The 25,087-nt window shown below is 58.0% G+C and carries 27 protein-coding genes; 18 read left to right on the forward strand and 9 right to left on the reverse strand.

Annotation, left to right across the window (positions count from 1 at the left end; all coding sequences use genetic code 11):
• Nucleotides 1-81: 81 nt before the first annotated feature.
• Together AC2FGE_RS00160 and AC2FGE_RS00165 are read left to right on the forward strand one after the other, a co-directional pair.
• Nucleotides 82-900, forward strand: a complete 819-nt coding sequence (locus tag AC2FGE_RS00160; protein WP_496817200.1) for an MBL fold metallo-hydrolase — start codon at nucleotides 82-84, stop codon at nucleotides 898-900.
• Nucleotides 901-938: 38 nt separating this feature from the next.
• Nucleotides 939-2,354, forward strand: coding sequence for an FAD-binding oxidoreductase (locus AC2FGE_RS00165; RefSeq protein WP_496817201.1), 1,416 nt, complete (start codon nucleotides 939-941; stop codon nucleotides 2,352-2,354).
• 39 nt (nucleotides 2,355-2,393) lie between these two features.
• On the opposite strand, the gene AC2FGE_RS00170 is transcribed toward AC2FGE_RS00165, so the two are convergent.
• Complete coding sequence (locus AC2FGE_RS00170; RefSeq protein WP_496817202.1) at nucleotides 2,394-2,876, reverse strand: fasciclin domain-containing protein; 483 nt, start codon at nucleotides 2,874-2,876, stop codon at nucleotides 2,394-2,396.
• 169 nt (nucleotides 2,877-3,045) lie between these two features.
• Nucleotides 3,046-3,585: an adenine phosphoribosyltransferase gene (locus AC2FGE_RS00175; RefSeq protein ID WP_496817203.1), complete on the reverse strand. Its 540-nt coding sequence runs from the start codon at nucleotides 3,583-3,585 to the stop codon at nucleotides 3,046-3,048.
• A gap of 325 nt (nucleotides 3,586-3,910) precedes the next feature.
• Here AC2FGE_RS00175 and AC2FGE_RS00180 point away from each other — a divergent pair, with 325 nt between their 5' ends.
• Nucleotides 3,911-4,084: a hypothetical protein gene (locus tag AC2FGE_RS00180; protein WP_496817204.1), complete on the forward strand. Its 174-nt coding sequence runs from the start codon at nucleotides 3,911-3,913 to the stop codon at nucleotides 4,082-4,084.
• Between the two features lies 1 nt (nucleotide 4,085).
• On the opposite strand, the gene AC2FGE_RS00185 is transcribed toward AC2FGE_RS00180, so the two are convergent.
• On the reverse strand, nucleotides 4,086-4,715 hold the full coding sequence (locus AC2FGE_RS00185) for a LysE family translocator (protein ID WP_496817205.1): 630 nt from the start codon (nucleotides 4,713-4,715) through the stop codon (nucleotides 4,086-4,088).
• A gap of 284 nt (nucleotides 4,716-4,999) precedes the next feature.
• Here AC2FGE_RS00185 and AC2FGE_RS00190 point away from each other — a divergent pair, with 284 nt between their 5' ends.
• On the forward strand, nucleotides 5,000-5,788 hold the full coding sequence (locus AC2FGE_RS00190) for a hypothetical protein (RefSeq protein WP_496817206.1): 789 nt from the start codon (nucleotides 5,000-5,002) through the stop codon (nucleotides 5,786-5,788).
• Nucleotides 5,789-5,813: 25 nt separating this feature from the next.
• Here the strand turns inward: AC2FGE_RS00190 and AC2FGE_RS00195 are convergent, their stop codons facing one another.
• Nucleotides 5,814-6,686, reverse strand: a complete 873-nt coding sequence (locus AC2FGE_RS00195) for an S-methyl-5'-thioadenosine phosphorylase (RefSeq protein WP_496817207.1) — start codon at nucleotides 6,684-6,686, stop codon at nucleotides 5,814-5,816.
• 214 nt (nucleotides 6,687-6,900) lie between these two features.
• Here AC2FGE_RS00195 and AC2FGE_RS00200 point away from each other — a divergent pair, with 214 nt between their 5' ends.
• On the forward strand, nucleotides 6,901-8,535 hold the full coding sequence (locus AC2FGE_RS00200; RefSeq protein ID WP_496817208.1) for a SulP family inorganic anion transporter: 1,635 nt from the start codon (nucleotides 6,901-6,903) through the stop codon (nucleotides 8,533-8,535).
• A 33-nt stretch (nucleotides 8,536-8,568) separates the two neighbouring features.
• Here AC2FGE_RS00200 and AC2FGE_RS00205 read toward each other — a convergent pair whose 3' ends face one another.
• Both AC2FGE_RS00205 and AC2FGE_RS00210 read right to left on the reverse strand, forming a co-directional pair.
• A complete protein-coding gene (locus AC2FGE_RS00205; protein ID WP_496817209.1) occupies nucleotides 8,569-9,207 on the reverse strand; it encodes a CatB-related O-acetyltransferase in 639 nt (212 codons plus the stop codon).
• Nucleotides 9,207-9,812 carry a flavin reductase family protein gene (locus tag AC2FGE_RS00210; protein ID WP_496817210.1) on the reverse strand — a complete coding sequence of 202 codons (606 nt, stop codon included), beginning with the start codon at nucleotides 9,810-9,812 and terminating at the stop codon, nucleotides 9,207-9,209. The genes AC2FGE_RS00205 and AC2FGE_RS00210 overlap by 1 nt, the downstream gene beginning before the upstream one ends.
• Nucleotides 9,813-9,884: 72 nt before the next feature.
• On the opposite strand from AC2FGE_RS00210, the gene AC2FGE_RS00215 reads away from it, so the two are divergent.
• The 5 genes from AC2FGE_RS00215 to AC2FGE_RS00235 all read left to right on the forward strand — a co-directional run bounded on the left by AC2FGE_RS00215 (nucleotide 9,885) and on the right by AC2FGE_RS00235 (nucleotide 12,936).
• Nucleotides 9,885-10,379 (forward strand): GNAT family N-acetyltransferase, encoded by a 495-nt coding sequence (locus AC2FGE_RS00215; protein ID WP_496817211.1) that lies wholly within the window; start codon nucleotides 9,885-9,887, stop codon nucleotides 10,377-10,379.
• A 54-nt stretch (nucleotides 10,380-10,433) separates the two neighbouring features.
• A complete protein-coding gene (locus tag AC2FGE_RS00220) occupies nucleotides 10,434-11,177 on the forward strand; it encodes an EcsC family protein (RefSeq protein ID WP_496817212.1) in 744 nt (247 codons plus the stop codon).
• 121 nt (nucleotides 11,178-11,298) lie between these two features.
• Nucleotides 11,299-11,763 carry an NUDIX hydrolase gene (locus AC2FGE_RS00225; RefSeq protein WP_496817213.1) on the forward strand — a complete coding sequence of 155 codons (465 nt, stop codon included), beginning with the start codon at nucleotides 11,299-11,301 and terminating at the stop codon, nucleotides 11,761-11,763.
• A 72-nt stretch (nucleotides 11,764-11,835) separates the two neighbouring features.
• Nucleotides 11,836-12,294, forward strand: coding sequence for a DUF1178 family protein (locus AC2FGE_RS00230; RefSeq protein ID WP_496817214.1), 459 nt, complete (start codon nucleotides 11,836-11,838; stop codon nucleotides 12,292-12,294).
• A 3-nt stretch (nucleotides 12,295-12,297) separates the two neighbouring features.
• The gene (locus AC2FGE_RS00235) at nucleotides 12,298-12,936 is read left to right on the forward strand and encodes an SDR family NAD(P)-dependent oxidoreductase (RefSeq protein WP_496817215.1); all 639 of its coding nucleotides are present in this window, start codon (nucleotides 12,298-12,300) and stop codon (nucleotides 12,934-12,936) included.
• Here the strand turns inward: AC2FGE_RS00235 and AC2FGE_RS00240 are convergent.
• Nucleotides 12,930-13,286 carry a hypothetical protein gene (locus tag AC2FGE_RS00240; RefSeq protein ID WP_496817216.1) on the reverse strand — a complete coding sequence of 119 codons (357 nt, stop codon included), beginning with the start codon at nucleotides 13,284-13,286 and terminating at the stop codon, nucleotides 12,930-12,932. The two genes, AC2FGE_RS00235 and AC2FGE_RS00240, sit on opposite strands and share 7 nt — an antisense overlap.
• A 165-nt stretch (nucleotides 13,287-13,451) precedes the next feature.
• Between AC2FGE_RS00240 and AC2FGE_RS00245 the strand changes: the two genes are divergently transcribed.
• The 6 genes from AC2FGE_RS00245 to AC2FGE_RS00270 all read left to right on the forward strand — a co-directional run bounded on the left by AC2FGE_RS00245 (nucleotide 13,452) and on the right by AC2FGE_RS00270 (nucleotide 22,282).
• The gene (locus AC2FGE_RS00245; RefSeq protein ID WP_496817217.1) at nucleotides 13,452-14,690 is read left to right on the forward strand and encodes an aspartate kinase; all 1,239 of its coding nucleotides are present in this window, start codon (nucleotides 13,452-13,454) and stop codon (nucleotides 14,688-14,690) included.
• Between the two features lie 46 nt (nucleotides 14,691-14,736).
• Nucleotides 14,737-16,980, forward strand: coding sequence for a phosphoenolpyruvate--protein phosphotransferase (gene ptsP, locus AC2FGE_RS00250; protein ID WP_496817218.1), 2,244 nt, complete (start codon nucleotides 14,737-14,739; stop codon nucleotides 16,978-16,980).
• A gap of 164 nt (nucleotides 16,981-17,144) precedes the next feature.
• A complete protein-coding gene (zwf, locus tag AC2FGE_RS00255; protein WP_496817219.1) occupies nucleotides 17,145-18,590 on the forward strand; it encodes a glucose-6-phosphate dehydrogenase in 1,446 nt (481 codons plus the stop codon).
• A 2-nt stretch (nucleotides 18,591-18,592) separates the two neighbouring features.
• Entirely contained in the window at nucleotides 18,593-20,398 is a 1,806-nt protein-coding gene (gene edd, locus AC2FGE_RS00260) for a phosphogluconate dehydratase (protein WP_496817220.1), read from the forward strand.
• A gap of 3 nt (nucleotides 20,399-20,401) precedes the next feature.
• Nucleotides 20,402-21,034, forward strand: coding sequence for a bifunctional 4-hydroxy-2-oxoglutarate aldolase/2-dehydro-3-deoxy-phosphogluconate aldolase (locus AC2FGE_RS00265; protein ID WP_496817221.1), 633 nt, complete (start codon nucleotides 20,402-20,404; stop codon nucleotides 21,032-21,034).
• A 51-nt stretch (nucleotides 21,035-21,085) separates the two neighbouring features.
• Nucleotides 21,086-22,282, forward strand: a complete 1,197-nt coding sequence (locus AC2FGE_RS00270) for a pyridoxal-phosphate-dependent aminotransferase family protein (RefSeq protein WP_496817222.1) — start codon at nucleotides 21,086-21,088, stop codon at nucleotides 22,280-22,282.
• A 69-nt stretch (nucleotides 22,283-22,351) separates the two neighbouring features.
• Here AC2FGE_RS00270 and AC2FGE_RS00275 read toward each other — a convergent pair whose 3' ends face one another.
• Nucleotides 22,352-23,473 carry a pyridoxal phosphate-dependent aminotransferase gene (locus AC2FGE_RS00275; protein ID WP_496817223.1) on the reverse strand — a complete coding sequence of 374 codons (1,122 nt, stop codon included), beginning with the start codon at nucleotides 23,471-23,473 and terminating at the stop codon, nucleotides 22,352-22,354.
• Between the two features lie 117 nt (nucleotides 23,474-23,590).
• Between AC2FGE_RS00275 and AC2FGE_RS00280 the strand changes: the two genes are divergently transcribed.
• Both AC2FGE_RS00280 and AC2FGE_RS00285 read left to right on the forward strand, forming a co-directional pair.
• Nucleotides 23,591-24,373: a crotonase/enoyl-CoA hydratase family protein gene (locus tag AC2FGE_RS00280; protein WP_496817224.1), complete on the forward strand. Its 783-nt coding sequence runs from the start codon at nucleotides 23,591-23,593 to the stop codon at nucleotides 24,371-24,373.
• Nucleotides 24,370-24,741, forward strand: a complete 372-nt coding sequence (locus tag AC2FGE_RS00285) for a VOC family protein (RefSeq protein WP_496817225.1) — start codon at nucleotides 24,370-24,372, stop codon at nucleotides 24,739-24,741. The genes AC2FGE_RS00280 and AC2FGE_RS00285 overlap by 4 nt, the downstream gene beginning before the upstream one ends.
• On the opposite strand, the gene AC2FGE_RS00290 is transcribed toward AC2FGE_RS00285, so the two are convergent.
• Nucleotides 24,738-25,070: a DnaJ family domain-containing protein gene (locus AC2FGE_RS00290; protein WP_480546501.1), complete on the reverse strand. Its 333-nt coding sequence runs from the start codon at nucleotides 25,068-25,070 to the stop codon at nucleotides 24,738-24,740. The two genes, AC2FGE_RS00285 and AC2FGE_RS00290, sit on opposite strands and share 4 nt — an antisense overlap.
• Nucleotides 25,071-25,087 lie beyond the last annotated feature (17 nt).

The following is a 25,087-nucleotide window of genomic DNA, read 5'->3' on the forward strand; positions in this document are numbered from 1 at the left end:
TGAGACCGGTGGTGTTTCGCGTGGATTAGACGGCTCAGCGAAAACGCATGACTTGGTGGCGTTCTGCGCTACAGTTAGGTCATGCGCTGGTTGGTTGCAGCATTGATGGTGGCTTCAGGTGGGGCGTTTGCGCAGGAGCGGCGGCCGAGCCACTGCATCGCCATAGCGGATGCCGCACCTGGGATCGCGTTTGTTCACAAGGCCGCCTGGCAGGATCCTGTGCCGGTGTATTCGGTGCGGATCAGCTATGTGGCGCATGCGTCGTTTTTGATTCAAACGCGGGGCGGCTTGAATGCTGTCACAGATTTCACGGGTTTCATTGGGAGCGCCGATCTGATTCCGGACGTTGTCACGATGAACCACGCGCATAGTACACATTGGACCGCAAACCCGGACCCTGCAATCCCACATGTCTTGCCGGGATGGGGTGAGTTTGGTGAAGGCATTGATCATCACCTTGATTTGGGTGAAATGCTGGTGCGGAATGTTTCTACCGATATTCGGTCTGCCTATGGCGGGGTTGAGGAGCGGGGGAATTCGATCTTTGTGTTCGAAGTTGAGGGCCTGTGCATCGGCCATTTGGGGCATCTGCATCATGTGCCATCAGACGCGCAATTCGCGGCCCTTGGGCGGCTGGATGTGGTCATGGCAGCTGTGGATGGGGGCACGACCATGCCTTTGCCGGATATGATCACGGTTCTGAAGCGGTTGGAAAGCTCGGTCATTATCCCGATGCATTGGTTTTCCGGTTTCTCGCTGGATCGGTTCCTGGTGGATATCCGGGGTGAATTCCCGGTTGTACGCGAGGGCGTCTCAGAGATCACCGTCTCACTGCGCTCGTTGCCGGATCGGCCAACCGTTGTGGTGCTTGAACCGGAATATCTGATTGACCTGGAATAAGGCTTGTGGGTGCAGCGCACGTTGGGCAAGTAAGAGTTATGACCCTGAACCCTGCTGATGACAGAATTGCTGACCTGATCCGGGCCTCTGTGGGCATTGATGTGCTGCGCCCGATCTCAGAACGGTATCTGGAAGAGCCGCGCGGTCGTTTTGCCGGGCAGGCGGGGCTGCTGGCGTTGCCGCGCACGGTTGAAGAGGTATCTGCGCTTATCCGCTTGGCGTCTGACGAGGCGGTTGCCGTTCTGCCGTATGGTGGAGGCACAGGTTTGGTTGGTGGGCAGGTGATGAGCGATGGTCCAGCGCCGCTGTTGGTGTCACTGGAACGCATGACCGCGATCCGAGATGTCTATCCCACAGAAAACGTCATGATCGTCGAAGCAGGCGCCATTCTGTCGGATGCTCAAGCCGCGGCTGAGGCGGTAGATCGGTTGTTTCCCTTGTCGCTGGCCGCGCAGGGCTCTTGCCGGATTGGTGGCAACCTTGCGACCAACGCCGGTGGCGTCAATGTGCTGCGCTATGGGAACGCCCGCGATCTTTGTCTCGGTCTTGAGGCCGTGCTACCAAATGGGGAGATCTGGCATGGTCTCAGCCGATTACGAAAGGACAACACGGGTTACGATCTGCGCAACCTTCTGATTGGGTCCGAAGGAACGTTGGGGATTATTACGGCGGCGTCACTGAAGCTGTATCCGCAACCTGCGGCAACTGGGACGGCGATGTTTCAGGTGGCCTCCCCTGCGGCTGCGATTGACCTGCTCGCCGTTGCGAGGGATCAGGTGGGCGAGACGGTCAGCACATTCGAGCTGATCCATCGGCAGGGGTTTGACTTTCTGGCTGAGGTTTTGCCGGATGTGCGTCAACCCTTTGAAACCACACCGGATTGGTCGGTTTTGATCGAATTGGGGTTGCCAAAGGGGCAGGATCCCGTTGAGGTGCTGGAGGCTCTGTTCAGTACCGCAAACGCAAGCGGCCTGGTCAATGGCGGGGTGGTGGCGCAAAGCGAAACGCAGCGCCTGGAACTTTGGGCCGTTCGTGAACGTATTCCCGAAGCCAATCGCCTGATTGGGTCGGTGTCCAGCCACGACATTTCTGTGCCGATCTCGGCAATCCCTGAGTTCATTCAGCACGGGGCCGAGATCATCAGCGCATTGGGACCGTTCCGTATCAATTGTTTTGGTCATCTGGGGGATGGCAATCTGCACTACAATGTTTTTCCACCCAAAGGGCAAAGCCGGTCGGACTTTGAAGACGATCGCGTGGTGGTCAAACAGGCCGTACACGAGCTTGTCCATGCTTTTGAGGGCTCGGTGAGTGCAGAACATGGGATCGGGCGTTTGAAGACAGATGATCTGGAACGGTTTTCCGACCCAACCAAACTGTCCACCATGCGCGCGATCAAGGCCGCCTTAGATCCTAAAGGGATCATGAACCCGGGCGCGGTTCTAAAGATGTGATCACGGCCCAGATAAGACCGGGCCGTGATCCGTAATTGCTTACGACTCCGGCAGGATCACCTTGTCGATGACATGGATGACGCCGTTTGACGTTTCAATGTCGGCCTGAACCACATTTGCGTCATTGACCATAACGCCCGAATCCAGATCGATGGTGATGTCGCCGCCTTGAACGGTGGCTGCAGTCATGTCGTCAGACAGATCGCCAGACATCACTTTGCCTGGAACAACGTGATAGGTCAGAACTGCCACCAGTTGGTCTTTGTTTTCTGGCTTCAGCAGGTCAGCAACCGTGCCCTCGGGCAGGGCTGCAAAGGCCTCATCTGTTGGGGCAAACACTGTGAACGGGCCTTCGCCTTTCAGCGTATCGACCAGTTCGGCGGCTTGCACAGCGGCAACGAGTGTTTCAAAGCCGCCAGCGGCGACAGCGGTGTCCACGATGTCTTTGCCGTGACCATCGGCCATGGCCGAGGTGCTGAAAAGGATTGTTGCAACACTTGCGGCGGCGAATTTGCGGAACATGACGTAGTCTCCCTAAGTTGGGATGCTCTCAGTAGCATCACACGGAATACGGTCATCAATGGAAACAGATCAAAGCAAACGCGCAAAGAATTGGCTTGAAAACAGCCTTGTCCGGGCTAAGCCCGCGCCCTTTCAGATTTCCACTCAAAAATATGTGATTTCTTTCGGGTCAGAGCCCGTCGAATTCGCACAGGACATGTACATCCATGCCCATCTCTTCCAGCACTTTTCGGCCGCCAAGTTCGGGCAGATCGATAATGAACGAGCATGAGACGATCTCGCCTCCCAACCGTTCGATCAACTTGATCCCGGCAGCAGCGGTGCCGCCGGTGGCCAGCAGATCGTCGACCACTAGGATTTTTTCACCCGGTTGGATGGCGTCATCGTGAATCTCTACGATGGCCTCGCCATATTCCAGCTTGTAGTCCTGACTGATTGTGGTGCCGGGCAGCTTGCCCTTTTTGCGAATGGGCACAAAGCCAACGCTCAGCTGATGCGCAATCGCGCCGCCCAGAATGAATCCGCGTGCTTCAAGACCGACGACTTTATCAATGCGTTCACCTGCATAAGGGTGCAGCATTTGGTCGATGGCCATGCGAAAGCCACGTGGGTCGGCAAACAGCGTTGTCACATCGCGGAACATGATCCCTTCATGTGGGAAATCGACAATGGTCCGGATGTAATCTTTGACCGTTTTGGTTCTGGACATGAGGCAACCCTTTGGCGACAAAACACCCGGCGGTGTTTGGCCTATCGGGGCCGACCATGCAAGATAAGACTGCGTGATTGTGCCTATTTGCGGCTTTTGGAAATGGCGTTTGGCAGGCTGTAGTAGCGGTACAATGAAGCCGGTAGCCACGACAGGTGTGGTTTGCGCCAATTGCGCTGATCTCTCAAAAGAAATGCCTGGGCGGTTTGAAGGTTCATTGCCATATTCCTTTTTTTGTTGTTAGGTGCACGATATCTACAACCTCTATGCTGTGTATATACATTGCATCGCACAGAGAATCAAGGTTTTGACGGGAATAAGACGCGTGGCGAAGAAAGACGGTAAAGGTTCTGTTAAGAAAAACAGTCAATTAGTGTTGCGTCTGGATAAGGATGAACGCGATGCGTTTGTTGAACTGTGCAAAGAGCTGGACACTTCGGCCGCACGCGAAATTCGCCGCTTCATTCGCGGTTTCATGAAAGAAAACGCCGAAGACTAGCCTAGGCTGGGCGGCGCAGGACAGCGGTCGCCAGCCCCATTCCGATCAACGAGACCCCACCGAAACGCGTCAAAGCGGTGATCACTCCTGCGCGTCCAACCATCATCCGCAACCGATCTGCCAGCAACGCATAGGCCAGCGCATTCAGTGCGGCGAGCCCGACAAATGTGGCGATCAGAATAGCGAATTGCGGGCTCAGCGGGTCTGTGGGGCGTATGAATTGCGGGACAAAAGCAATGAAGAATGCGATGGATTTCGGGTTCAGGGCCGTGACAGCGGCAGCGTGCCCAAAAACGCTGCGCGCGGTCACATCGCGGCCAGTTTCCGCAGGGGCCAACCCGGCGGACGGTGCGCTGCGCAGCAGCTTGATCCCAAGCCAAACCAGATAGGCTGCGCCGATCCACTTCAGAATGGAAAAGAGCGTGGCCGACGCCAGCACCAAAGCGCCCAAGCCCAATAGCGAGGCGGTCATGGCAATCAAATCGCCCAAAGCCACCCCGGTGGCCGAAGCCACTGCCACGCTGCGGCCTTTGGACAAAGCATAGCTGAGCACAAGCAGAACGGTCGGTCCTGGGATCAAAAGCAGGGCGGTGGATGCGGCAACGAAAGCCAGCCAAAGGTCGAGGGACATGGTCGTTTCTCACAGTTGTTGTCGCTGGTTAGGGGCAAAGATGCATGCGCTCAGGGCCTGTATTCAAGATCGCACCAGGACAATAGCGCCCTCGGATTCGATTTTTGGGCGCGAATGTGATAATATTGCTCTGTTTTTAAGAAAGGAATTAATATGAAATTGTTCTCTAAGGCGCTGATTTGCGCAGTGTTAACCTTTGTTCCAACCGTTTCTTTCGCTTCCTGCGGTGAGGGTAAATATGCTTGCGGCAGCGGTTTTTGCTGCCCGAGTTCATAGGTGATCTGATGACACGCAGACTTGCGGCTCGATTGTCCGTGTTTGTCTTGATTGCGTGCCTGTTTGTTGCCGGTTGGTTTGTATTCTTCATACTGTCTGATGTGCACAAGGGCGATGTGATCAAATATCACGGAATGAATGTACAGCTAACCGCAGCCCCGTTTGAAGCAGGAGACCTTGTTCGTGTTTCTGCGGATGGGCAGCGAATGACGCGGTTATGTCAGATGAATATCTCAACGGGGGATAAGAATACTTATTACAAAAACAGTGAATACGTTAACGGGCTGAAAGAAACGTTGCCTGGGTTTGTCAAACTGGTCGAACGTACGCACGCTCGCTTTTCTGGCGACGAGATTGAACCTGATTTGCAGGAGTTTGAAGGCAGTCAACGCATTCGGTTTACCGGTACTGTATCTCGCCTCGAAAGAGATGACGTGATGCCGCATACCGAGGATAGCTGTGCCTGCGAACTGGCCCGTGCGCTGATGGCCAGAGCCAAAGTGTGCATCGTGACGAACTCATTGATCGAAACTCAACTGCTCTCACACGAGCAGGCCCTTGTTCCGGGGCGTGAGCGCATCCAGCGTGTCACGATTGGAGTAAAGTTCCGTTCTGATGGGATTTCGGTTGGGGACTTCTCGCAACTCTCCCATTGCCGCGGAGTGAACCCCGAGGCGCGTCTCGATCCAAACCCAAAATGCCCGGACAGTTATGGGCAAACAATGGATGTGCGGGTTCGTGACTTCCTGAACGTGATCCGCGAGAAGGACTTGCTGACCGCAATGGCGTCGAACTAACGTGAGACAGGTGGCAGGGCCAGGGTCATAGAACCCGGCCTGCCACCGCATCCAGCTTGAACAGCAAGGCAGGATCACGCTTCTCTGGCGCTGTCAGGATCGCATATTCCAGCGCCCTGTCGCAGCCATGCGGGCAGGGCGCACGCCCAGCCCCTAACAAAGCGGGCAGGCCTTTGACCAAAGCGCGGCCTTTTTCGGCATTTCCGGTTAGGGTTGCGATGATGGCCGTCACATCGACCTCGCCATGGTCAGGATGCCAACTGTCATAGTCCGTAACCATCGCAATTGAGGCATAGCAGAGCTCGGCCTCACGAGCTAATTTCGCTTCAGGCATATTGGTCATGCCGATCACATCACAACCCCATTGTTCGCGATACATCTTGGATTCGGCAAGTGTTGAGAACTGTGGCCCCTCCATCGCCAGATAGGTACCGCCGCGGTGGATGGTGATGCCTGCGGACTTACCGGCGGCCTCACACGCATCGCTGAGCCTTGGGCACGTCGGGTGGGCAACGCTCACATGCGCCACGCAACCTGTGCCAAAGAAGCTTTTCTCGCGCGCAAACGTCCGGTCAATGAACTGATCAACGATCACGAAGTCACCGGGCGCCATCTGCTCACGAAACGATCCGCAGGCCGAGACCGAGATGACATCAGTCACCTTTAGACGCTTCAGTGCGTCAATATTCGCACGATAGGGCACCTCGGTTGGCGAATGCACGTGCCCACGTCCGTGACGAGGCAGAAAGGCCATCTCGACGCCGTCCAGCGACCCGGTCAGGATCTGATCCGATGGGGCGCCCCATGGGGTGTCAACCGATACCCATTCTGCGTTTTCCAGCCCATCGATGTCATAAATGCCTGATCCCCCGATGACGGCGATTTTGGTTTGGGTCACGTTTGGCCTCCGCTGCGAAAATCTGATACCCGATTTCTGCGGGGCGGCGGGCGAATTGGCAAGTGCAGTCAACCGTTTGTGTGCGACATCGAGCAAACCTTACCTAGCTATGCGTCAAGCGCATATCGGATTCCCGCTGATGTGGTATCTCAACCGGACCTTAACCGGTAGAAGGCCCCTTTCGCGCGAACATAATGATCCACAGGACCGTCCCATGCCCCGAGCCATGCTGGCAAGCTTTGCCAACCGTATAGCCAAACCTGATCTGCGTTGGGTACCGGATGAGGGGTTGACCGTCTCGCGCCTGCGGATCGAGCTGTTGTCAGGTCTGACCGTTGCGCTGGCTCTGGTTCCCGAAGCGGTGGCCTTTGCCTTTGTTGCGGGAGTTCACCCACTGGTCGGCCTCTACGCGGCCTTTTTGGTTGGCCTGATCACCGCCCTGATCGGTGGTCGCCCCGGTATGATCTCGGGTGCAACGGGGGCTTTGGCTGTCGTCATGGTGGCCTTGGTCGCGCAGCATGGGGTCGAGTATCTGTTCGCGACCGTTGTTCTGATGGGCATCTTGCAGGTCATCGCTGGTGCCATGCACTGGGGCCGCTTCATTCGCCTTGTGCCGCATCCGGTGATGCTGGGCTTTGTGAACGGTCTGGCGATTGTGATCTTTCTGGCCCAGATGGGCCAGTTCAAAGTACCCGGCACCATGGAAAACACCGGCCACGGGATGAGCGGCGGTGAATGGCTGTCGGGGATGCAGCTTTATACCATGCTGGGTCTTGTGGCGCTGACCATGGCGGTGATCTGGGCGATGCCGCGTGTCACGCGCATCATCCCCGCGCCTCTGGCAGGCATCCTGGTTGTTGCGGCGCTTGTGATCGGTTTCGGTCTGGATGTTCCGCGCGTTGGCGATCTGGCGTCAATTGAGGGCGGTCTGCCTGCCTTTCACATTCCGATGGTTCCGCTGAACTGGGAAACCTTTGAGATCATCCTGCCCTATGCGGTCATTCTGGCGGCCATCGGTCTGATCGAATCCCTGCTGACCCTGAACCTTGTGGGCGAGATCACGGGCAAACGCGGCGGGGCCTCGCAGGAGTGTATCGCCCAGGGCGCATCAAATATCGTAACTGGCTTTTTCGGCGGCATGGGCGGCTGCGCGATGATAGGGCAATCGATGATCAACGTGAAATCCGGCGGTCGTACGCGGATTGCCGGGATCGCGGCGGCTTTGTTCCTGCTGATCTTTATTCTATTTGCCTCGCCGCTGATCGAACAAATCCCGCTGGCTGCGCTGGTTGGCGTGATGTTCATGGTGGTGATTGGCACCTTCGCCTGGAACTCATTCAAGATCATGCGAAAGGTGCCGTTGACGGATGCCTTTGTCATCGTGCTGGTCACGGTTGTGACGGTAATGGAAGACCTTGCGGTTGCGGTCGTTGTCGGCGTGATCGTCTCGGCGCTGGCCTATGCCTGGAACAACGCAAAGCGCATCCATGCTGTTACCCGCGACTCGGAGACTGAAAAAGGGGCCAAGGTTTATGAAATCCAAGGCCCGTTGTTTTTCGGATCATCTGACGGTTTCGTTGAACTGTTCGATGTGTCAAACGACCCCGATATCGTGGTTGTGGATTTCGCCGAGAGCCGGGTGGTGGATCAATCCGCTCTGCAGGCCATCGAAAACATCGCTGGCAAGTACGAAGCTGCCGGCAAACGCGTCATGCTGCGCCATCTCAGCCGCGACTGCCACAGGCTGCTCAATAAGGCGGGTCACCTGATGGTCGATAGCGACGATGACCCGGACTATGGTCTGGCCGTGGATTACTCTGTCCGAACCGGAATTCTGGGCGGGCACTGATCCAAAAAGGCGGCCATTGTGGCCGCCTTTTTCTTAACGCGCGATACGTTCCAACGCATCAACATCGCCTGATACTAGCGCATCTTCGGCACGCGCGATCTGCTCGGCGGGCCAATTCCACCACTCCAAGGCAAGCAGCCGCTCGATGATGTCGGACGGAAACCTGAACTTCCGAACCTCGGCAGGGTTACCCGTTGCGATGCCATATGGCGGGATCGTCCCGCGCACCACCGATCCGGCACCGATGATTGCCCCGTCCCCGATCCTCGCACCCGGCAGGATCAGGGCACCGTAACCGATCCAGACATCATTGCCGATTACGGTGTCTCGCGTGTCTGGCTGATACTCCAACAGCTTCTCTGGATCAAAAACCGGGAAGGGATAGCACGTCACCCCATCCATCGCATGGTTGGCAGATGACGTTATGAAGCGGGTGCCATGGGCGATTTGACAGAATTTTCCGATCACGAGTCGTTCGCGCGAAAACGGAAATAGAAACGGAGCCAGGCGGGCGGCCCAATCCGTTGGCGCGTCGAAATCCGAGGCATAGCTGTAGTCACCTGCAACAATGCAAGGATGATCGATAGCCTGGTTCAGGAACACAGTCCCCGGATGTTCGGTTCCATTGGGCAGGGTCACCGGGTATCGGCGTGAGGCGTGGGGCAGGGGCATTATTCATCGGGCCTAGATAGGCTGAACACCTCGGATACCACGGAATAGTCGCGGTATCCAAGTCGTGCCAGGGGTTGAAACGAGGTCACGTCGAACTTGCCATCCTTCATACAGTCATCGCGCAAATGCACGCCGATAACCTCGCCGAAAACAACTCGGTTTGCTTCGCCTGGCAGGGTGACGATCTGGGTCAGTTTGCATTCAAGCGCCGCGGGGACATTGGCGACCCGCGCACAGGGGATGGTTTCGCATTCTTCCGGCGTGAGGCCCGCATGGTGAAACTCATCCGTGTCTTTCGGTAGTGCGGCAGAGCTTGCGTTCATGGCATCCTGATGGGCCTGAGCCACAATGTTCACGCAGAACACACCGGTTGCTTCGATATTGGCAACGCTGTCTTTGGTACCATCCTGATCCGGCTTAGACGCCGTTGAGGCGAACATAACCTGCGGCGGGGTATAGGCGACGGCGTTGAAGAAGGAATAAGGGGCCAGATTGTTGATACCATCAGCACTGCGCGTTGAAATCCACCCGATCGGGCGCGGGGTGACGATGGCGTTGAAAGGATTATGCGGCAGTCCGTGGCCGTCTTCGGGGCGATAGAACATCTGATCTCCAAGCGTTTGCCCAAGGCGTATCGAAGTGCTAGGGCGAATGCCAGCAAGGAAAAGAGGGCAGGCGTGCAGCAATTCGGGATCAGGCCGGAAGAGCCGGACGATTGGTGGGAGGTTGAAGCCCTTTATGACCTGTGCTTTGCGCCAGGTCGGGAGGCACTGTCTTCCTATCGCTTGCGCGACGATGTTCCGCCTGTTTCCGGGCTGTCTCTGATCGCGCGCGATGGGCAGGGCATTCTGGCGGGTGCTATCAGGTTCTGGCCGGTCCATATCGGCACAGACGATGCGCTGTTATTGGGGCCGGTCGCCGTGCACCCGACGCGCCAAGGCGAAGGTTTGGGTGGGTTTCTAATCCACGCCGGTCTCGAGGCCGGGCGCGATCTGGGATGGCAGCGCGTCATGCTGGTGGGCGATGAACCGTACTATTCCCGGTTCGGCTTCGCCCGGTTGAGAGGTGTCGAGATGCCGCCTCCAACGAATCCGGATCGTATTCTGGGGTTGGATTTGAGCCCTGACGGATGGGATAATGTGGCGGGTTTCGTCACAAGATGGACACGCTGACCTATTGAAACTCTGACTGCAAACCCCGATCTGTTCAAAGAACGGAGGGATCAGATGCAGGACGTGGTTCTTGTTGAAGACATAGATGCCGAGGCAGAGTTGGACCGCTTGGCGCAGCATTATAGAACCGCGGGCGGTGCCGGGGTTCGACTGCTGAATGCACTGGGTGGGTCGGCTGAATCCCTGATCGACCAACTGCCTGATCCCGTACGCCAGGGTCTAACCGGAGCAACCGAGAGCGCACTTTGGTTGGCCATTCGGGCTGCGCAAGGGTCAAGGCGTGCTGTTCCGGATCAAGCACCTTGGGTGAATACAGCAGTTACCACCGCAATGGGCGCGGCCGGTGGCATTGGTGGCTTGTCGACGTCATTGGTCGAACTGCCAGCAACCACGGCGATGTTGTTGCGTTCCATCCAGGGAGCGGCCGCGCGCGAAGGCTTTGACCCGGCTGAGGAAAACGTCAAATTCGATTGCGTTCGTGTTTTGTCGGCAGCAGGCCCATTGTCATATGATGATGGGGCTGATTTGGGGTTCTTTTCCGTTCGACTGACGCTGACCGGACCAGCCATGCAGCGCCTGATCGCAGCGGTTGCGCCGCGGCTATCGATCGTTCTGGGGCAAAAACTTGCCGCGCAGTCTGTGCCGGTTCTAGGAGCATTGGCTGGTGGTGGAACCAACTATATCTATACCCGCTACTATCAGCAGATCGCACATGTACATTTTGGTCTGCGTCGGCTGGCGATTGACGCTGATATTCCGCACGACCAGCTGGTTCGGATGCTGTCATCTAGGATGTAGCTTGGCACCGGGAACCTTGGCTTGAACCGCATGATGTGGTATCAAAGGTCACTAGGGCCGCAAAATAAGATAAGAATAGCGGCTTCGCAGACAGGCTTGAACCTCTTGTGAAAGGGATGTCGTGATAGACGCCGGACTTTCATCCGATTTATGGCATGGTACGGAAAAGCTTGCGATTTTGCCGCAGGTATCCGCTTTGTGTTATCGGATAGAGCGCGGCCAACCCGAAGTTCTTTTGATAACAACACGACAGACCCGGCGTTGGATCATCCCCAAAGGTTGGTTGATGCCTGGACTGACAGCATCCGAAGCCGCGGCGCGGGAAGCCTGGGAAGAGGCAGGTGTCGTCGGAAAATGCGGTGACCAATCGCTGGGACAGTTCCCTTTCATAAAGATGCGACCCAGAAAGGGGCCGGTTCTGTGTATGGTCGATGTTTACCCGCTATACGTGAGAACCGTGGCCCAGGAGTTTCCGGAAAAAGGGCAGCGCAAGCGGCAATGGTGCTCTCTTAAGAAAGCGGCATCCAAGGTGGCCTCGCCCGAACTTGCCACCATTTTGCGTGCCTTTAAGTCGCGCCTGCATTGATACGCCTTACGTAGGGCTTGATATTGCCTTGCTGGTCGGTATCTATTCGGCCATCGCTTTTTTGGGTGAAAAATGATTCAATACGCGTTGAAATGCGTCGAAGGCCACACATTCGACAGTTGGTTCCAGTCAGCCGAAGCATTTGACAAGCTGGCAGCTGCTGGCCTTGTGACCTGTGCGGTCTGCGGATGTTCGCAGGTGGAAAAAGCGATCATGACACCTCGGGTACGCCCCGCGCGCAAGGCCGCGCCAAAACCCGAGGCATCGCCGCCCGCCAGTTCCAATGAGATCAGCGTGGCGACTCCCGCACCTGAAATTGAGAAAGCTCTGGCCGAGCTGCGCCGTAAGGTTGAGGAGAACTCGGACTATGTCGGTAAAGATTTTGCCAGCGAGGCCCGGAAGATTCATTTGGGCGAGGCACCCGAACGGTCGATCTATGGTGAGGCAAAGCCTGATGAGGCGAAAGCGCTGATAGAAGATGGCGTGCCCGTTGCACCATTGCCCTTTATGCCCAGCAGAAAGACGAATTGACCCATGCATGTTCTGATCACCGGGGCTAATCGTGGTATCGGCAAGGCCCTGGCAGATCGGTATCGCGCCGACGGGCATAGTGTCACCGGCACGGCCCGAGACAACAGTGCAGAGATACTGCTGGATGTCTCGGACACCGCGCATCATCAGGCCATGGCGCAGCAGCTACAGGGGCAGCCTCTGGACCTGTTGATCTGCAACGCTGGCGTCTATCTTGACAAGGGGCAGGGCCTTGAGGGCTATCCGGCTGACATGTGGGCGCAGAGTTTTGCGACGAATGTCACCGGGGTGTTCCTGACCGTTCAAGCTTTGCTGCCGAACATACGGGCCGCTGGCGGAAGGATCGCCATTCTCTCCTCGCAAATGGCGTCACATACCCGTGCGCCGGGCGGCAGCTACATCTATCGCGCGTCGAAGGCGGCAGCGCTGAATCTGGGGCGCAATCTGGCAACGGATCTGAAGGCCGACGGGGTAGCCGTCGGGATTTACCATCCGGGCTGGGTGCAGACGGATATGGGCGGATCGTCAGCGGATATTCATGTGGATCAGGCCGTTTCGGGCCTCATCAAACGCTTTGGCGCGCTCTCATTGGACAATACCGGCTGCTTTGAAACTTATGACGGCCAGCCGCACGCTTACTGAGCGCTCAGTGCCGCCTTGGGAAGCTCGTAAACCTCTCCGGGTTCGATGAAGATGATCAACAGATCACCGCGTGTTTCATAGCTGAGTTTCGAAGGCGAACTACTGGAATCCGGTACGCCATCGGTGAAATAGATGTTGCGCACCTCGCCATTGCCCAAGGCCACTGCCAGGGTGGCGCTGCCATCATCGCGGCGGCGAAGTTCTGCATTGCAGCTTTGCAGCGGGTCACCGGCATTGGCCGCGCACGGGACAGTGCCCAAAGCGTTCTGACCATCGGTTCCGGCCACGCTTGCATCCTGCGCCAAGGCGGGAGAGCACAGAACGGCGAAGGCGGCGGCAAAGCGGAGCATGAGTAACCTCTTGGAATGATTGCGAAGGGCAGGCTGACATTGTACCCGCGGATTGTAAAGCGGCTCTGCGTCGCAGGCAAAGCCTGATTGCGGCCTTGCCCTTGATCCCCCCCTCGCATATGAGGCACGGAACTAACAGCCCAAGGCACGGAGACAGTTGGCCTCATGCCCGTACTCGTGATGAAATTCGGTGGCACATCGGTTGCCAATCTTGATCGCATCCGCCGCGTGGCAAAGCGCGTGGGCGTTGAGGTGGCCAAGGGATATGACGTGATCGTCATTGTTTCGGCCATGTCCGGTAAAACGAATGAACTGGTGGGCTGGGTCAACGAAACCTCTCCCTTGTTCGATGCGCGAGAATATGACGCGGTGGTGTCTTCGGGTGAGAATGTGACGGCAGGCCTGATGGCATTGACGCTGCAGGAAATGGATATCCCGGCACGCAGCTGGCAAGGCTGGCAGGTGCCGTTGCTGACCAATGGCGCCCATTCCTCAGCGCGGATCGAGGAGATCCCGACTGACAACCTCAACCAGAAGTTTGGTGAGGGCATGAAAGTGGCCGTTGTGGCCGGGTTCCAGGGCCTGAGCCCTGAAGGGCGTATCACAACGCTGGGCCGGGGTGGGTCAGACACAACTGCCGTGGCGTTTGCCGCCGCTTTCGAGGCTGAGCGCTGTGACATCTACACGGATGTGGATGGGGTTTACACGACGGACCCGCGTATCTGTGAGAAGGCGCGCAAGCTTGAGAAAATCTCGTTCGAGGAAATGCTCGAACTGGCCTCTCTTGGCGCAAAGGTTCTGCAGACCCGCTCGGTCGAGTTGGCGATGCGCTATAAGGTGCGCCTGCGGGTGCTGTCCAGTTTCGAAGAACAATCCGACAATGCAGGCACGCTGGTCTGCGACGAGGAGGATATCATGGAATCCAATGTTGTGGCCGGTGTGGCCTATTCCCGCGACGAAGCCAAGATGACTGTGGTGTCGGTGGCTGACCGCCCGGGGATCGCGTCGATCATCTTTACCGCGCTCAGTGATGAGGGCGTCAATGTCGACATGATCGTACAGAATATTTCGGACGAAGGGCGCACGGACATGACATTCTCATGCCCAACCGATCAGGTGGCGCGCGCTGAAAAAGCGCTGCTGGCGATCAAGGATGCGGGAGATCTGAACTATGCCGAACTGGTTGCTGATAATGACGTCTGCAAGGTCTCGGTGGTTGGAATTGGGATGCGCTCTCAGTCCGGTGTTGCGGCCAAAATGTTCAAGATACTCTCGGATGAGGGGATCAACATTAAGGTCATTACAACCTCTGAGATAAAAATTTCCGTTCTGGTGGATCGGAAATACATGGAACTTGCTGTTCAGGCACTGCATGATGCCTTTGAACTGGACAAGGCGGCCTGAGCACATCAGCCAAGGATCTCGCCTGACACACTAAATTGGTTGGGCCATGGCAGACGGCACCGAAACAGAATCCCGCAAGCTGCTGGGGCGGCTGCGCGAAGAAATGGCGAGCGAGGCCGCCGGTCAGGAAAGGCTTGACCGGATCACTCATCTGATCGCGGATAGCATTCGGTGCGAGGTCTGCTCGATCTATCTGTTCCGTGATGAAGAAACGCTGGAGCTGTGTGCGTCTGAGGGGCTGTCCCCGGAGGCGGTTCACAAAACCCGCATGCGCATGGGCGAAGGGTTGGTTGGCCGTGTGGCCAAGTACAGCAAAGTGGTCAACACGGCTGACGCGCCCTCGGCCAAGGGGTTCCGCTATATGCCGGAAACCGGCGAGGAACGGTACTCGTCTTTCCTGGGTGTGCCCGTTCAACGACTAGGCCAGAAGCTGGGCGTTCTGGTCGTTCAGTCGCGTGAGGCGCGCGAGTTTTCCGCCGATGAGGTCTATGCGCTGGAAGTCGTCGCCATGGTGTTGGCTGAAATGGCCGAACTGGGCGCGTTCGTCGGTGAAGGGGCTGCACTCTCGCCGTTGCACCAGCAATCCGTGCTGCTGCGGGGCGGACCGGCACAGGAAGGATCGGCCGAAGGGCATGTCTGGTTGCATGAGCCGCGCGTTGTTGTCACCAACCCGATTGCCGATGATCCACATCGCGAGCGGGAGCGGCTGATCGAGGCGGTCGAAGAACTGCGCGTTGGCGTCGACAAGATGCTGGAGATTTCCCAGGGCGGGGATTCTGACCAGTTGAAAGTACTGGAAGCCTACAGGATGTTTGCCAATTCCAAAGGCTGGATGCGCCGGATGGAAGAAGACATCGCTTTGGGCCTGAGCGCTGAAGCGGCGGTTGAGAAAGAGCAATCACAGGCGCGGGCCCGTATGGGGCAGGTGACCGATCCGTATCTGCGAGAGCGTCTGGCCGATCTGGATGACTTGTCCAACCGCCTGCTGCGAATCCTGACAGGGCAGGGTAAGACTGACAGTTCAGACCTGCCACCTGATCCGATTCTAGTTGCGCGCAATATAGGCCCCGGTGATTTGCTGGAATATGGCCGCTCGCTGAAAGGGATCGTGCTCGAGGAAGGATCTGTGGGCAGCCATGCGACCATCGTTGCGCGAGCGTTGGCGATCCCATTGGTTGTCCATGTGGGGCGCATCACGACCGAGGCGCTGAATGGTGACCATATTCTGGTTGATGGCGACCAAGGTGTTGTGCACCTGCGCCCCGAGGATACGGTGGTCAGCGCCTTCCGCGACAAGATCGCCATGCAGGCCAAAGCGCAGGAACGCTATGCTTCGATCCGCGAAACACCATGCGTGACGCAGGACGGCGCGCGGATGAACCTGGTGATGAACGCGGGCCTGATGGCAGACCTGCCGTCGCTGAATAACTCGGGGGCCGAAGGGGTTGGGTTGTTCCGCACCGAGCTTCAGTTTCTTATCCGAAACCAGATGCCGAAGCGGTCCGAGTTGGTGACACAGTACCAGCGCGTACTGGATGCAGCAGGCGACAAACGTGTGGTGTTCCGCACACTGGATATCGGGTCAGACAAAGTACTGCCCTATATGAAACATGTGGCCGAACCGAACCCGGCCCTTGGCTGGCGCGCGATCCGCGTGGGTCTGGACAAGCGCGGCGTGATGCGCATGCAGTTGCAGGCGCTGATCCGTGCCGCGAATGGGCGGCCCCTGACCGTTATGTTTCCCTTCGTCGCGCAGGCCGATGAGTACCGTGAAGCCCGATGGGAGGTCAACAAGACCATCGAGCGGGAAAAGCGGCTGGGTCATGCGCTGCCCGAAACGCTGGAAGTTGGTGCGATGCTTGAGACACCGTCTTTGGGGTTTGCTCCGCAGAAGTTCTTTGACGAGGTCGATTTCATTTCCATTGGTGGGAACGACCTGAAACAGTTCTTCTTTGCAGCCGATCGCGAAAACGAGCTAGTGCGCAGGCGGTATGACACCCTGAATGTCAGCTTCCTCAGCTTTATCGAACGCGTGGTTGAACGATGCGATATCTCCGATACGCCGCTCAGTTTCTGCGGTGAGGATGCGGGCCGGCCCGTTGAAGCCCTGTGCCTGGCGGCGATGGGAATTCGTACATTGTCGATGCGTCCAGCCTCGATTGGTCCGGTGAAAAGCCTGTTGTTGCGTTCGAACCTTCAGGAGGTGCGCAAGATCATCGCCGATGCGCGCCACCGGGGCGAACAATCCGTTCGACCTTCGGTGATGGAATGGTTGCGCAGCCAGGGCTAGCCGGAAAACCTGGGGCTTTGCGCAAATCCATACTTGATTTCTTGGGTCTATCTTCTTATTACGGCCACAAATGTTAGCGATAACATTCTCATGATGGCAGTGTCACCTTCCCAAAGCATGGGTCATGATAGGCTGGCATAGGTGGATGCAAAAGGAACCAGGCCATGGTCTCACGTGTAATTCCAGTCGATCCGTTCGACCTAGTGCTGTTCGGCGCGACGGGCGATCTGGCGCAGCGCAAGATCCTGCCAGGGCTATATCACCGATTTGAGGTTGGTCAGATGCCCGAAAATGCGCGTATCATCGGTACGGCGCGTTCGGACATGGACAGTGAAGGGTTTCGCAAACAACTGCGCGCGTCGATGGATGAGTTTGCCCCTAAATATGACAAGGGCATTTTGGACCGGTTCCTGTCACGTGTCGACTATGTCCCGGTGGATGCGCTGGGCGATGCAGGTTGGCCTGATTTGGCGAAAACGCTGCGTTCTGACGCGGTGCGCGCTTTCTATCTGTCGGTAGGCCCCAGCTTGTTTTCGGGCATTGCACAACGTCTGCACGATCATGGGTTGGCCACACCAGACAGCCGGATCGTGGTGGAAAAACCCTTTGGTCATGATCTGGTCTCGGCCAAGGCGTTGAACGAAGGGTTGCGCGCCTGTTTTGAAGAGCATCAGATCTATCGTATCGACCACTATCTGGGCAAAGAAACCGTGCAGAACCTGATGGCCTTGCGCTTTGCCAACTCTTTGTTCGAACCGCTCTGGAATGCCACCCATGTCGATCACGTCCAGATCACCGTGGCCGAAACTGTTGGTGTCGAGGGGCGCGGCGCTTACTATGATCAATCCGGCGCGATGCGGGATATGATCCAGAACCACCTGGTGCAATTGCTGTGTCTGACGGCGATGGAGCCACCTTCGAAATTCGCACCCAACGCGGTGCGGGATGAAAAGGTCAAAGTGATCGAAGCGCTTGAGCCCGTCGAGCCCAAGGATATCGCACGCGGTCAATATCGCACCGAAAAGGGCGGCGATGGATATCTGGATCACGTGGGCAATCCCGCCAGCCGCACCGAAAGCTATATCGCGCTGAAGGCGCATATCGGCAATTGGCGCTGGGCTGGGGTGCCGTTCTACCTGCGCACGGGCAAACGCCTGCGGGCGCGTGAATCCGAGATCGCCGTGTTCTTCCGCGACCCGCCCCATACGATTTTCCCCAACGTAGGTCCTTTGCACGGCAACGTGCTGGTGATCCGCCTGCAACCGGATGAGGGCATCACCCTGCGCACCACCATTAAGGAACCGGGGCAGGGCGGTTTCCGTCTGTCAGACGTAGCGCTGGATATGAGCTTTGCCGACGCGCTGGGCGATGATGGTCAGTCCCCCGATGCATATGAACGCCTGATCATGGACGTGATCCGTGGGGATCAGACCTTGTTCATGCGCGGGGATGAGGCCGAGGCCGCCTGGGCCTGGGTCGATCCCATCATTCACGGCTGGGAACAGCGCGGCGACAAACCTGCGAAATACGATCAGGGCAGTTCAGGGCCCGAAGAAGCATTGATGCTGATGCATCGCGATGGACGCCGCTGGCGCCAGATCGGAGGGTAATCATGGTCAACACTGTTATCTCCAACGTTACCAAGCGCATCGTCGATCGTAGCGCCGATCTGCGCGGTCCACATCTGGACCGGATGGAACAGGCCAAATCCAAGGGCCCGGCGCGCGCGCATCTGTCCTGCAGTGGACAAGCCCATGCCTATGCTGGTGCGGGCGAAGATCAGCAATCGATGGCCACTGGCACAGCTGGGAACCTCGGCATCGTCACGGCCTACAACGATATGCTGTCCGCGCACCAGCCGTTCGAACGCTACCCGGCCCTGATCCGCGATGCGATCCGCGCAGCAGGCGGCACCGCGCAGGTCGCGGGCGGCGTGCCCGCCATGTGCGACGGCGTCACCCAGGGCGAAGCCGGGATGGAACTCTCGCTGTTCTCGCGGGACGTGATCGCCTTGGCGACAGGCGTAGCGCTGAGTCATAACACCTATGACGCCGCCGTGTTTCTGGGCGTCTGTGACAAGATTGTCCCTGGCCTGGTCATCGGCGCGCAGGCCTTTGGTCACCTGCCAGCCGTCTTCCTGCCCGCAGGTCCTATGACCAGCGGTTTGCCCAATGATGAAAAGGCCAATATCCGTCAGAAATTCGCCGCCGGAGAAGTTGGCCGCGATGAACTGATGAAGGCTGAGATGGCCGCCTATCACGGCCCCGGCACTTGCACCTTCTACGGCACCGCCAATTCCAATCAAATGCTGATGGAGTTCATGGGCCTGCACCTGCCGGGTTCCAGCTTCGTCAATCCCAACACGCCTCTGCGCGATGCCCTGACCGAGGAAGGCGCACGCCGTTCCCTGTCTCTCAGCGCGCTGGGCAATCACTACACGCCGGTTTGTCAGATCCTTGATGAACGCGCTTTCGTCAATGGTATCGTTGGCTTGATGGCCACGGGCGGGTCGACCAACCTGCTGATCCACCTGATCGCCATGGCGCGCGCGGGCGGTATCGTTTTGGATTGGCAGGATTTTTCCGACATCTCCGCCGTGGTACCTCTGGTTGCGCGGGTCTATCCCAACGGTTTGGCCGATGTGAACCACTTTCATGCCGCCGGGGGCTTGGGCTTTACGATCAGCACGCTGCTTGACGATGGGCTGTTGCACCCCGACACGCTGACCGTTGCGGGGCAGGGGCTGCACAACTACACCAAGGAACCCAAGCTGAAAGACGGCGACTTGGTCTGGGAAGAGGGTGCTGGCCACAGCCTGAATGAAAAGATCGTCCGCCCCGCCAAGGACCCGTTCCAGCCTACCGGTGGCCTGTCGCGCCTGACGGGAAATCTGGGTACGGGCGTCATGAAGGTCTCGGCCGTGGCACCAGAACACCAAGTGGTTGAAGCGCCCGTCCGTGTGTTCCACGACCAGAACGACGTCAAAGCCGCCTTCAAGGCCGGAGAGTTCACCGATGACATTATCGTCGTTGTTCGGTTCCAGGGCCCGAAGGCCAACGGTATGCCCGAGCTGCATTCGCTGACACCGATGCTATCGATCCTTCAGGGCCGCGGCCAAAAGGTCGCTCTGGTCACCGATGGCCGTATGTCAGGCGCGTCGGGCAAGGTTCCCGCAGCCATCCATGTCTGCCCCGAGGCGCTGGATGGTGGCGCCATCGGCTATCTTCAAGACGGCGATCTGTTGCGCGTTGACGCCGTAAAGGGAGAGCTGGAAATTCTCACCCCCGGCGTCCTCGACCGCAGCCCAGCGACCGCTGATCTGTCTTCCAACCAGCACGGCGTTGGCCGAGACCTCTTCGGTGCGTTCCGCCAAAATGTCGGCTCCGCCGACACTGGTGCCAGTATTTTCGGAGTTTAACTCATGTCCAAAACCCAACGCACCCGCGAGATCTGCGCGCTAGCCCCCATCGTTCCGGTACTGGTCGTGGATGACGCCGCCCACGCCCGCCCGTTGGCCGAGGCGCTCGTTGCAGGCGGTCTTCCCGCGCTCGAAGTCACTTTGCGCACCCCTGCCGCACTCGATGCAATTCGCGCTATGGCCGAAGTGCCCGGTGGTGTCGTCGGCGCCGGCACACTGGTCACCCCTGACGATGTTCGCGCTGCCAAAGAGGCTGGCGCGCAATTCGGTGTCTCACCCGGTGCGACCGATACCCTGATCGCCGCCTGCGAAGCCGAAGGCCTGCCGCTTCTGCCCGGAGCGGCCACTGCAAGCGAAGCCATGGCCCTGCTGGAAAAGGGGTATGATATGCTGAAATTCTTCCCCGCCGAAGCCTCGGGCGGAGCCTCCGCACTGAAAGCCATCGGCGCGCCGCTGCCGCAAATCAGTTTTTGCCCCACGGGCGGTGTATCGCCTTCAAACGCGCGCGACTACCTGTCTCTCTCCAACGTAATCTGCGCAGGTGGCAGCTGGGTTGCACCCAAGCAGATGGTCCAAAACGGCGATTGGTCCGGGGTCGAAACCCTTGCGCGCGAGGCCGCTGGCCTGACGGATTGACGCCGCAAGGCGAAACGCTAGGGTAGGCCACAAGTTAAGCAGGTTGCCCTCATGAAAAACCAACACTCCCTCGCACATGGGCGCGAGTATTTGGCCATTCCCGGCCCTTCGGTCATGCCTGACGCGGTGCTGCAGGCCATGCACCGCCCGTCGCCCAACATCTACGACGGCGAGCTGATCGAGATGATGCCTGCGCTGACGCAGGACCTAAAGCGGGTGGCTCGCACCAACCACAATGTCGCCATCTACATCGCCAATGGTCACGGCACATGGGAGGCCGCTCTGTCGAACGTGATCGCGCCCGACGAAACCGTTCTGGCCCCGGCCTCTGGTCGTTTCACCTATGGCTGGGCCGAGATGGCCGAAGGGATCGGCGCCAAGGTCAAAACGATTGATTTTGGCACATCTTCTCCGTGGGATTTTGACCAAATTGCGGATGTTCTGCGCGCCGACCAAGCACATGAGATCAAGGCAGTTCTTGCCGTCCATGTGGATACATCCAGCTCGATCCGTAATGATATCCCAGCCTTGCGCGCGCTGCTGGACGAGTTGAACCATCCGGCGCTGCTTATGGCGGATTGCATTGCCTCACTCGGGTGCGACCGGTTCGAAATGGACGCTTGGGGCGTCGATGTGACAGTCACCGCCTGCCAAAAAGGGCTGATGACACCGCCCGGCATGGGCTTTGTCTTCTTTAACGACAAAGCGCAGGCAAAACGGGCCGCAATGCCTCGTGTCTCGCTCTATTGGGACTGGCAACCGCGCGCCAATCCTGAATTGTTCTACCAATACTTTGACGGCACCGCGCCGACTCATCACCTCTACGGCCTGCGCGCCGCGCTTGATCTCATTCACGCGGAAGGTATCGAAAACGTTTGGGCGCGCCACGAACACCTCGCCAAAGCGATCTGGGCCGCCTGCAAGGTCTGGGCGGAGGGCGGTGCTCTCCATTTCAATGTCACCGATCCGGCCTTTCGCAGTCATGCGGTCACCGCCCTGCGCCTGACCGAAGGGCGTGGCACAGCGCTGCGCAACTTTACAGAAAACCACCTCGGGCTGACGCTCGGCATAGGATTGGGGATGGAGGACTGGGACGGCTGTTTCCGCCTCGGCCATATGGGTCATGTAAACGCTCAGATGGTCATGGCGATGTTGGGCGGTGTGGAGACCGCCATGGCGGCCTTGAACATCCCGCGCGGCGCTGGTGCGCTTGAGGCCGCGGCGGCAACCTTGGCCGAGCCGACCTGATCCCCTTCATCTGGCCATAAATATCTCGGGGGAGGCGCGCGCAGTGCGGCGGGGGCAGAGCCCCCTGCCTCAACCGGATGACCCTTTCGGTCGCGCAGCCTGCAGCGCGATCGGCAAAGCCCTGGAAAAGGCCGTTAAATCATCTTCGGTACCGCAACTGATGCGGATACACCGGTTCTGCGGCGCAACAAATGGCATCCGAACAAAGATGCCTTGCGCCACGAGGGATGCCAACACCGCCTTGGCAAAATCGCCATCTTCACCGCAATCAATTGCGACGAAATTTGTGGCCGAAGGCAAAGCGATCAGCCCGTTCTCTTGTGCAATCACGCCAATGCGGCTGCGCGCGGTTTCAATGCGGTTTTGCACCTCACTCAGCCAAGCTTGATCTGTTAGCGCGGCCAGTGCCCCCGCTTGGGCAGCGCGGTTCATGCCAAAGTGATTGCGTATCTTGTTAAAGGCCAGAATCAACTCGGGCGCACCAATCGCGTAGCCAACCCGCGCGCCTGCCATGCCATAGGCCTTTGAAAATGTGCGCATCCGGATGACGCGCGGATCATCTGCTTGCACCGGAGCTGCTGTGCCTTCTGGGGCGCATTCCACATAGGCCTCGTCCAACACCAGCAGACAGCCTTCAGGCAGGGCGTTCATCGTAGCGGCAATATCTGCGCCACTGTGCCAGCTGCCCATTGGGTTATCAGGATTGGCCATATAAACCAGCTTGGCGTCAACCTCGGTTGCCTTTGCAAACAAGGCCTTTAGGTCTTCGTGATCCCCAGCATAGGGCACCTTGTACAAAACGCCGCCATAGCCCGCGACGTGGTAGTTAAAGGTCGGATAAGCCCCTTCCGAGGTCACAACCGTATCGCCTGGCTCGACAATCAGGCGCGCCAGGTATCCCAGCAACCCGTCGATCCCTTCGCCAACAACGATGTTTTCGGGGGCGATCCCATGATGATCCGCCAGGGCGTTTCGCAGATCGTGGTTTTCGGGATCACCATACATCCAAATCTCTGCACCGGCCCCACGCATGGCTTCAATCGCACGGGGCGAGGGGCCGAACACGTTCTCATTTGCGCCAAGGCGCGCCGAAAACGGCGCACCGCGCTGACGTTCCTGGGTTTCAGGGCCGACAAACGGCACGGTTGCGGGCAGGGTTTGGGCAAGCGATGTGTAGCGTGGTCCAGTCATAGGCGCAGATAAACGTATGCGCACAGTCGGGGCAAGCATCTGCATTGCCCTGACGTCGCAGTGGAACTGAACCCCCATTTTGGGTCATGTTGGTCCAAACAATGTTGGGAGGCCATCATGGCACGCGTATCCGTCGAATACCGCAATCACATTGCCCATGTCACCCTGACGCGGGGCGACAAGATGAACGCGCTGGACGACGCGATGATCAAGGCCTTGTTGGGTGCCGGGCAAGAGGTCGCCACATCCGATGCACGCGCTGTTGTCCTGTCGGGCGAGGGCAAAAGTTTCTGCGCCGGACTCGACATGGCCAGTTTTGCAAGCATGGCGCATAAAGACCCAACCGAATGGCTGATGACCCGCAGCCACGAAGACGCCAATGAGATGCAGGAGCTTGCCCTGATCTGGCGCCGCGTTCCGGTTCCAGTGATCTGCGCCATTCAGGGCGTGGCCTATGGCGGCGGGCTGCAGATCGCAATGGGTGCAGATATCCGCATCGCGCATCCCGAGGCCAAACTGGCCGTGATGGAAATGAAATGGGGCATCATACCCGACATGGGCGGCATGGTCCTGCTGCCTCGGTTGGTTCGCTCTGATGTGCTGCGTCTGTTGACCTATACTGCCCGTCCCATCGGCGCGCCTCAGGCATCGGACTGGGGGTTGGTGACAAAATTGTCTGACGATCCCCTCACCGAGGCCCTCGCGATGGCTGAAAACATCGCAGGCCAAAGCCCCTCAGCAATCCGGGCCGCAAAACGGCTGATCGAGGTTGCCGAATCCAGGGGCCGTCAGGATGTTTTGTTGGCAGAATCTTCAGAGCAAGTGGACCTGATCGGAAAGCCCGACCAGATGGAGGTTGTTATGGCCCAGATGCAAGGTCGAAAGCCGGAATTCAAATGACTACCGCCACGATAGCTCGGATCATTATCTATACCAAACGCATGGATGAAATGATCCGATTTTATGAAACGTATTTTGGGTACTCGGCTCAACAAACCGCTGGGGATCGCATTGTGGAGTTGGTTCCTCCAAACACCGGGTTGCGCCTTCTCTTGCACCCTGCGGCAAAATCTGCGCGCGAAGGACAGGTCGCGATCAAATTGGTGTTCGATGTGGATGACGTCGCGGCCTTCTGTGCACGTGCCAATGAGAATGGTTTGGAATTCGGCGCTATACATCATGCGGACGGGTATGATTTTGCCAACGCAAAAGACCCTTCAAAAAATTCGATTTCTGTATCTAGTCGGGCGTTTTCTGACCAAATCTAGCGCATAAAGGCGCGTCGTGCGTCACGTGCCATATGGTAACGCATCTCGAGGTCGGCAATTTTTGCCATTGCAGATTTGCGCTCAAACGGATCCATGAGATCAGCATAGGATTTGCGTGCCGCGTCCAGTTCCTTCTTGATGTTGAACTCTTCTGGCAGCACCCCGGCCTGTGCCATGATCCGATGCCCGATCGCAATGGCGGGATCGCCTTGGGCCTCGCCTGACCGATCTGGCAAAGGCGCCCCTTCGCCTTCCAGGTCTTGCATCTGGCCTTCAGTCTGCGCCTTCTTGATCTGGTGTTCCACCAGTTTTGCCAATGATCCAAACATGTTTGCAGTCTACATGC

It is taken from the genome of Ruegeria sp. YTSA075, assembly GCF_059610245.1.